General features: G+C 60.3%; 12 protein-coding genes. All 12 read right to left on the minus strand.

The window, feature by feature from the left end:
- Positions 1 to 7: 7 nt before the first annotated feature.
- The 12 genes from rplN to rpsJ all read right to left on the minus strand — a co-directional run bounded on the left by rplN (position 8) and on the right by rpsJ (position 6,007).
- Positions 8 to 376 (minus strand): 50S ribosomal protein L14, encoded by a 369-nt coding sequence (rplN, locus tag C404_RS56800; RefSeq protein WP_003264129.1) that lies wholly within the window; start codon positions 374 to 376, stop codon positions 8 to 10.
- A gap of 268 nt (positions 377 to 644) precedes the next feature.
- Positions 645 to 914, minus strand: coding sequence for a 30S ribosomal protein S17 (gene rpsQ, locus C404_RS56805; protein ID WP_021197579.1), 270 nt, complete (start codon positions 912 to 914; stop codon positions 645 to 647).
- Positions 911 to 1,105, minus strand: a complete 195-nt coding sequence (rpmC, locus tag C404_RS56810; RefSeq protein WP_004634481.1) for a 50S ribosomal protein L29 — start codon at positions 1,103 to 1,105, stop codon at positions 911 to 913. Before rpmC ends, rpsQ begins: the two co-directional genes overlap by 4 nt.
- Before the next feature lie 12 nt (positions 1,106 to 1,117).
- A complete protein-coding gene (rplP, locus tag C404_RS56815) occupies positions 1,118 to 1,534 on the minus strand; it encodes a 50S ribosomal protein L16 (RefSeq protein ID WP_003264123.1) in 417 nt (138 codons plus the stop codon).
- Positions 1,535 to 1,536: 2 nt separating this feature from the next.
- Positions 1,537 to 2,334, minus strand: coding sequence for a 30S ribosomal protein S3 (gene rpsC, locus C404_RS56820; RefSeq protein ID WP_021197580.1), 798 nt, complete (start codon positions 2,332 to 2,334; stop codon positions 1,537 to 1,539).
- A 9-nt stretch (positions 2,335 to 2,343) separates the two neighbouring features.
- Positions 2,344 to 2,673 (minus strand): 50S ribosomal protein L22, encoded by a 330-nt coding sequence (gene rplV, locus C404_RS56825; protein ID WP_004634479.1) that lies wholly within the window; start codon positions 2,671 to 2,673, stop codon positions 2,344 to 2,346.
- A gap of 9 nt (positions 2,674 to 2,682) precedes the next feature.
- A complete protein-coding gene (gene rpsS, locus C404_RS56830; RefSeq protein ID WP_021197581.1) occupies positions 2,683 to 2,958 on the minus strand; it encodes a 30S ribosomal protein S19 in 276 nt (91 codons plus the stop codon).
- Positions 2,959 to 2,979: 21 nt separating this feature from the next.
- Positions 2,980 to 3,810: a 50S ribosomal protein L2 gene (gene rplB / locus C404_RS56835; protein ID WP_021197582.1), complete on the minus strand. Its 831-nt coding sequence runs from the start codon at positions 3,808 to 3,810 to the stop codon at positions 2,980 to 2,982.
- Between the two features lie 2 nt (positions 3,811 to 3,812).
- Positions 3,813 to 4,127 (minus strand): 50S ribosomal protein L23, encoded by a 315-nt coding sequence (rplW, locus tag C404_RS56840; protein ID WP_021197583.1) that lies wholly within the window; start codon positions 4,125 to 4,127, stop codon positions 3,813 to 3,815.
- Positions 4,124 to 4,744 carry a 50S ribosomal protein L4 gene (gene rplD, locus C404_RS56845; RefSeq protein ID WP_021197584.1) on the minus strand — a complete coding sequence of 207 codons (621 nt, stop codon included), beginning with the start codon at positions 4,742 to 4,744 and terminating at the stop codon, positions 4,124 to 4,126. Before rplD ends, rplW begins: the two co-directional genes overlap by 4 nt.
- A gap of 11 nt (positions 4,745 to 4,755) precedes the next feature.
- The gene (gene rplC / locus C404_RS56850; protein WP_021197585.1) at positions 4,756 to 5,409 is read right to left on the minus strand and encodes a 50S ribosomal protein L3; all 654 of its coding nucleotides are present in this window, start codon (positions 5,407 to 5,409) and stop codon (positions 4,756 to 4,758) included.
- Between the two features lie 286 nt (positions 5,410 to 5,695).
- Entirely contained in the window at positions 5,696 to 6,007 is a 312-nt protein-coding gene (gene rpsJ, locus C404_RS56855) for a 30S ribosomal protein S10 (protein WP_004634473.1), read from the minus strand.
- Positions 6,008 to 6,114 lie beyond the last annotated feature (107 nt).

The raw sequence follows: 6,114 nt of genomic DNA on the forward strand, positions 1-6,114 counted from the left end.
CCTCCGATTACAGCACTTCCGGCGCGAGCGACACGATCTTCATGAAGCGCTCGGTACGGAGTTCGCGAGTGACCGGCCCGAAAATGCGGGTGCCGATCGGCTCAAGCTTGGTGTTCAGCAGCACGGCGGCATTGCCGTCGAACTTGATGAGCGAGCCGTCAGGACGGCGCACGCCCTTGGCGGTACGCACCACCACGGCGTTGTAGATATCGCCCTTCTTCACGCGACCACGCGGGGCAGCATCCTTGACGCTGACCTTGATGATGTCGCCGACGCTGGCGTAGCGGCGCTTCGAACCGCCCAGCACCTTGATGCACATGACTTCACGCGCACCCGTGTTATCGGCCACTTCGAGCCGGCTTTCTGTCTGAATCATGGTGTTCTCGTCCCAACTTAATTCGCCTTTACGCACAATACGTAGAAGCGATCAGTCTTGGTCCCGCCGGCTGCTGGCATTGCGCCAACCGCGATTGGGTTGATCAACTTGAAGTCGGTAGCTGCCTGGCAGCGAGTGCCACCAGACCCATTCATTCTTCTCTTTGCCAGAGCCACCAGCCGAATCGCCAGCAACCCTCTCAAAGGGAAAGACCGAGACTATATCACATAATCTCGGTCTTGCAACAGCAAACTGCTTAGCTGTTGTTTTAGATCACGCGTGCGGCTTCAAGCAGGCGCGACACCACCCACGACTTGGTGCGCGAGATCGGACGCGATTCCGTGATCTCAACCTTGTCGCCTTCGTTGTACTGGTTGGCTTCGTCGTGCGCATGGTACTTCTTCGAGCGCACCACGTACTTGCCGTACAGCGGATGCTTGACGCGGTTTTCGACCAGGACCGTCACGGTCTTGTCCATCTTGTTGCTGACAACGCGACCGACGAGCGTGCGCTTCAGGGACGTTGCTGCTTCAGTCATTTCTGGTTCCCCTTCTGGCCCAGCACGGTGCGGACACGCGCGATGTCACGACGCACCTTCTTCAGCTGGCTGGTGTTCTGCAGCTGTTGCGTCGCCTTTTGCATGCGCAGGCCAAATTGAGCCTTCAGCAGCTCGGAGAGCTCCTGGTTCAGCCCTGCGACATCTTTGTCGCGCAGTTCGGATGCTTTCATGGTGTGTGCTCCTTACGTTCCGACCTGACGCACCACGAAGCTGGTCGCGATCGGCAGCTTGGCAGCGGCCAGGCGGAACGCCTCGCGTGCCAGTTCTTCGCCGACGCCGTCCATTTCGTACAGCATCTTGCCCGGCTGAATTTCAGCCACGTAGTATTCCGGGTTGCCCTTACCGTTACCCATACGGACTTCAGCAGGCTTCTTCGAGATCGGCTTGTCCGGGAAAATCCGGATCCAAATGCGGCCGCCACGCTTGATGTGACGGGTCATCGCACGACGGGCCGACTCAATCTGACGTGCGGTCAGACGGCCACGGCCCATCGCCTTCAGGCCGAATTCGCCGAACGACACGGCGTTACCGCGCGTGGCGATACCGGTGTTACGGCCCTTCTGCTCCTTGCGGTACTTCCTGCGCTTAGGTTGCAGCATATTTATTCTCCAGTCTTGGCGTCGGCGCCACCGCTACGGCGGGGAGCACCTGCACCAGCACCGCGGCGCTGACCGGCCGGGCGATCGCCCTCACGGCGACGACCTTCCGGGCGACCCGGGCGGCGGCGACGCTCGTCTTCTTTCGGCTCTTCCACGACGGGTGCGTCGTTGCGACCGAGGTGGTCACCCTTGTACACCCACACCTTGACACCGATGATGCCGTAGGTGGTTTCTGCTTCCGAGAAGCCGTAGTCGATATCGGCGCGCAGCGTGTGCAGGGGCACACGGCCTTCGCGGTACCACTCGGTACGGGCGATTTCGATGCCGTTCAGACGGCCCGAGCTCATGATCTTGATGCCTTGGGCACCCAGACGCATTGCGTTCTGCATCGCGCGCTTCATGGCGCGACGGAACATGATGCGGCGCTCGAGCTGCTGCGTGATCGAATCGGCGATCAGCTGCGCATCGACTTCCGGCTTGCGGATTTCTTCGATGTTCACGTGCACGGGCACGCCCATGCGACGCTGCAGTTCTGCCTTCAGCAGCTCGATGTCCTCGCCCTTCTTGCCAATCACCACGCCCGGACGCGAGCTGTAAATGGTGATACGTGCATTCTTGGCCGGACGCTCGATGACCACGCGGCCCACCGAAGCGTTCTTCAGTTTCTTCTTCAGAAACTCGCGAACTTCGATGTCTTCCTTGAGCATGCCCGCAAACTGGGTGTTGTTGGCGTACCAACGCGAAGCCCAGTTACGGCTGACAGCCAGACGGAAGCCAGTCGGATGAATCTTCTGTCCCATCGTGACCCCTTAGTTGCCCAATGTCACAGTGATGTGACAGGTTTGTTTCTCGATGCGGTTGCCACGGCCCTTCGCGCGCGCGGTGAAGCGCTTGAGCGACGTTGCCTTGTCGATGTAGATCGACTTGACCTTCAGCTCATCGATATCGGCGCCTTCGTTGTGCTCGGCGTTCGCGATGGCGGACTCAACCACCTTCTTCACGATGCCAGCCGCCTTCTTCGGGCTGAACGTCAGCACGTTGAGCGCGCGCTCGATCGACAGGCCGCGGATCTGGTCAGCAACCAGGCGCGTCTTCTGTGCGGAGATACGGGCGCCGCGATGAATCGCTTTAACTTCCATGATTGCCCCTTATCGCTTCGCTTTCTTGTCGGCAGCGTGGCCCTTGAACGTACGCGTGAGCGCAAATTCGCCGAGCTTGTGGCCAACCATGTTTTCCGTGACATACACGGGCACGTGCTGACGGCCGTTGTGAACGGCGATCGTCAGGCCGATGAAGTCCGGCAGAATGGTCGAACGACGCGACCACGTCTTGATGGGCTTCTTGTCCTTCGTCTGCACCGCCACTTCCACCTTCTTCAGCAGGTGGGCGTCGATGAACGGACCTTTCTTTACGGAACGAGTCATTTCTTAGCTCCTACCTACCGATTAACGCTTGTGACGGCGTTGGACGATCATGCTGTCCGTGCGCTTGTTACGACGGGTGCGGTAGCCCTTGGTCGGCGTACCCCACGGGGACACCGGATCACGGCCAGCAGCAGTCTTACCTTCACCACCACCGTGCGGGTGATCGACCGGGTTCATCACCACACCGCGAACGGTCGGGCGAATACCGCGCCAACGGGTTGCACCGGCCTTGCCGATCTGGCGCAGGCTGTGTTCTTCGTTGCCGACTTCACCGATGGTCGCGCGGCACTCGATGTGCACGCGGCGGACTTCACCCGAGCGCAGACGCACTTGAGCGTAGATGCCCTCGCGAGCCAGCAGCACGGCGGACGTACCGGCCGAACGGGCAACTTGAGCGCCCTTGCCCGGCAGGATTTCCACGCAGTGAATCGTCGTACCGACCGGGATGTTGCGGATCGGCAGGTTGTTACCGGCCTTGATCGGCGCTTCCGAGCCGTTGGCGATGGCTTGGCCAACCACAGCGCCCTTCGGGGCGATGATGTAGCGGCGCTCACCGTCGGCGAACAGCACGAGCGCGATGTTGGCGCTACGGTTCGGATCGTATTCCAGGCGTTCGATCTTGGCCGGGATACCGTCCTTGTCGTTACGCTTGAAGTCGACGATGCGATAGTGATGCTTGTGACCACCGCCCTTGTGACGGGTGGTGATGTGGCCGTTGTTGTTACGACCCGACTTCTGGAATTGCTTTTCCAGCAGCGGAGCGTGCGGCGCACCCTTATGAAGGTCGGGGTTGACGACCTTCACCATCGAGCGGCGGCCCGGCGATGTCGGCTTGGTCTTGACGAGTGCCATGATTACTTGGCCTCCGCTTCAAAATTGATTTCCTGGCCCGGCTTCAGCGAGACATAGGCCATCTTCACGTGGTTACGACGACCCATGAAGCGACCGAAGCGCTTTTGCTTGCCCTTGCGGTTCAGGATCTGGACGGCAGCGACTTCCACCTTGAACAGCAGTTCGACGGCAGCCTTCACCTCGATCTTGTTGGCGTCGGGAGCCACTTCGAACACAACCTGTTCGTTCTTCTCGGCCACCAGGGTTGCCTTTTCAGACACCACAGGCGCCAGCAGCACCTGCATCAGGCGATGGTCGTTCTTGGCAACTTGCGTCATTTCAGCAACTCCTCGATCTGCGCGACGGCACCCTTCGTCACGAGCACCTTCTTGTAGTGCACGAGCGACAGGGGGTCAGCGTGACGCGGCTCAACCACGAGCACGTGCGCCAGGTTGCGCGATGCCAGGAAGAGGTTTTCGTCCAGGTTATCGGTAATCACGAGCACCGAGTCCAGGCCCATGGCGCCGAGCTTGTCGGCCAGCAGCTTGGTCTTCGGAGCTTCGACGGACAGACTGTCAACGACGTTGATGCGACCTTCACGGGCAAGCTGCGAATAAATCGAGCGCATGCCGGCGCGGTACATCTTCTTGTTGACCTTCTGCGAGAAGTTTTCTTCCGGGCTGTTCGGGAAGATACGACCACCCCCGCGCCACAGCGGGGAGGAGCTCATACCTGCACGGGCGCGGCCCGTACCCTTTTGGCGCCACGGCTTCTTGGTCGTGTGCTTGACCTCTTCACGATCCTTCTGCTTACGGTTACCGCTGCGAGCGTTGGCCTGGTAAGCGACGACGATCTGGTGAACGAGGGCTTCGTTATAGTCACGGCCGAACACTTCCGGCGAGGCAGCAACGCCAGCGCCGAGTTGACCGTTGTCCTGGAGCAGCTTCAGTTCCATGCGTTTGCTCCTTATGCCTTCTTAGCGCGGGCCTTCACGGCCGGCGTGACGATGACTTGACCGCCCTTGGCGCCCGGGATCGCGCCCTTGACCAGCAGCAGCTTGCGCTCTGCATCGATCTTGGCGATTTCCAGGTTCTGAACGGTACGGGTGACGTCACCCATGTGACCGGTCATGCGCTTACCCGGGAACACGCGGCCCGGATCCTGCGCCATACCGATCGAGCCCGGCACGTTGTGCGAGCGCGAGTTACCGTGCGTGGCGCGGCCCGACGAGAAGTTGTAACGCTTGATGGTACCGGCGTAGCCCTTACCAATCGTCACACCTTGAACGTCGATCTTCTGACCGACTTCGAACAGGTCGACGCTGATGTTCGCGCCAGGCTGGAATTCAGCGGCACGAGCGGCATCCACTCGGAATTCTTTGATAACTTCACCCGCTTCCACGCCGGCTTTGGCGAGATGACCCGCCAGCGGCTTGGTGACGCGGCTGGCGCGTCGGGTGCCGAAGGTGACTTGAACGGCGGTATAACCGTCGGTCTCGTCCGTCTTGATTTGCGTCACGCGGTTGTCGCCGACCTCGAGCACGGTAACGGGAATCGAATCGCCGTCGTCCGTGAAAATACGGGTCATGCCAACCTTGCGACCTACAAGGCCAAGGCTCATGGTTTGCTCCATTCCCAGCTGCGATTGGCCGGGGCTGATTGATACTACGAATCTTGAACTGGACTGCGCCTAAAGAGACAGCGCGCGGCCAAATGGCCAGCCCACTCCCCTTGACTAAAGGGGTAGCCCTACACTATATCCCGGTTGCGGACAATCCGCAAGCACGATTGCCGAATACATGCCCAGGCGTGGCGTGAGGCACAACATCCGTCACCAAAAAGCAAAACGGCGAGCACTTGGCTCGCCGTTTGCCCGTTGCCGAAGTGATCCGGCAGCGTTGTCTTGCTTACTGCAGCTTGATCTCAACGTCCACGCCAGCCGGCAGGTCCAGCTTCATCAGCGCGTCGACGGTCTTGTCCGTCGGATCGACGATGTCCATCAGGCGCTGGTGCGTGCGGATTTCGAACTGGTCGCGGCTGGTCTTGTTGACGTGCGGCGAACGCAGAACGTCGAAACGCTGGATGCGGGTCGGCAGGGGCACCGGGCCCTTGACGATCGCGCCAGTGCGCTTGGCGGTTTCGACGATTTCAGCGGCCGACTGGTCGATCAGGCGATAGTCGAAGGCCTTCAGGCGGATACGGATCTTCTGGTTCTGCATGATGTTTCCTTAAAGAGCATGGCGGCCAAGCCGCCGGGAGATTGAAAGAGCGATGCAACAGGCGATGCGCCGCGCCCCTTACGAGGAACAGCGCATCGATCCGCCTT

This window comes from Ralstonia sp. AU12-08 (assembly GCF_000442475.1).
GTDB lineage: Bacteria > Pseudomonadota > Gammaproteobacteria > Burkholderiales > Burkholderiaceae > Ralstonia > Ralstonia insidiosa.

What these genes read in the sequence shown, in the direction of transcription:
- rpsS (WP_021197581.1), bottom strand. Translation starts at nt 2,958, where the DNA reads ATGACTCGTTCCGTAAAGAAAGGTCCGTTCATCGACGCCCACCTGCTG.
- rplP (WP_003264123.1), bottom strand. Translation starts at nt 1,534, where the DNA reads ATGCTGCAACCTAAGCGCAGGAAGTACCGCAAGGAGCAGAAGGGCCGT.
- rplV (WP_004634479.1), bottom strand. Translation starts at nt 2,673, where the DNA reads ATGGAAGTTAAAGCGATTCATCGCGGCGCCCGTATCTCCGCACAGAAG.
- rpsC (WP_021197580.1), bottom strand. Translation starts at nt 2,334, where the DNA reads ATGGGACAGAAGATTCATCCGACTGGCTTCCGTCTGGCTGTCAGCCGT.
- rplW (WP_021197583.1), bottom strand. Translation starts at nt 4,127, where the DNA reads ATGACGCAAGTTGCCAAGAACGACCATCGCCTGATGCAGGTGCTGCTG.
- rplB (WP_021197582.1), bottom strand. Translation starts at nt 3,810, where the DNA reads ATGGCACTCGTCAAGACCAAGCCGACATCGCCGGGCCGCCGCTCGATG.
- rpsJ (WP_004634473.1), bottom strand. Translation starts at nt 6,007, where the DNA reads ATGCAGAACCAGAAGATCCGTATCCGCCTGAAGGCCTTCGACTATCGC.
- rpmC (WP_004634481.1), bottom strand. Translation starts at nt 1,105, where the DNA reads ATGAAAGCATCCGAACTGCGCGACAAAGATGTCGCAGGGCTGAACCAG.
- rplN (WP_003264129.1), bottom strand. Translation starts at nt 376, where the DNA reads ATGATTCAGACAGAAAGCCGGCTCGAAGTGGCCGATAACACGGGTGCG.
- rpsQ (WP_021197579.1), bottom strand. Translation starts at nt 914, where the DNA reads ATGACTGAAGCAGCAACGTCCCTGAAGCGCACGCTCGTCGGTCGCGTT.
- rplD (WP_021197584.1), bottom strand. Translation starts at nt 4,744, where the DNA reads ATGGAACTGAAGCTGCTCCAGGACAACGGTCAACTCGGCGCTGGCGTT.
- rplC (WP_021197585.1), bottom strand. Translation starts at nt 5,409, where the DNA reads ATGAGCCTTGGCCTTGTAGGTCGCAAGGTTGGCATGACCCGTATTTTC.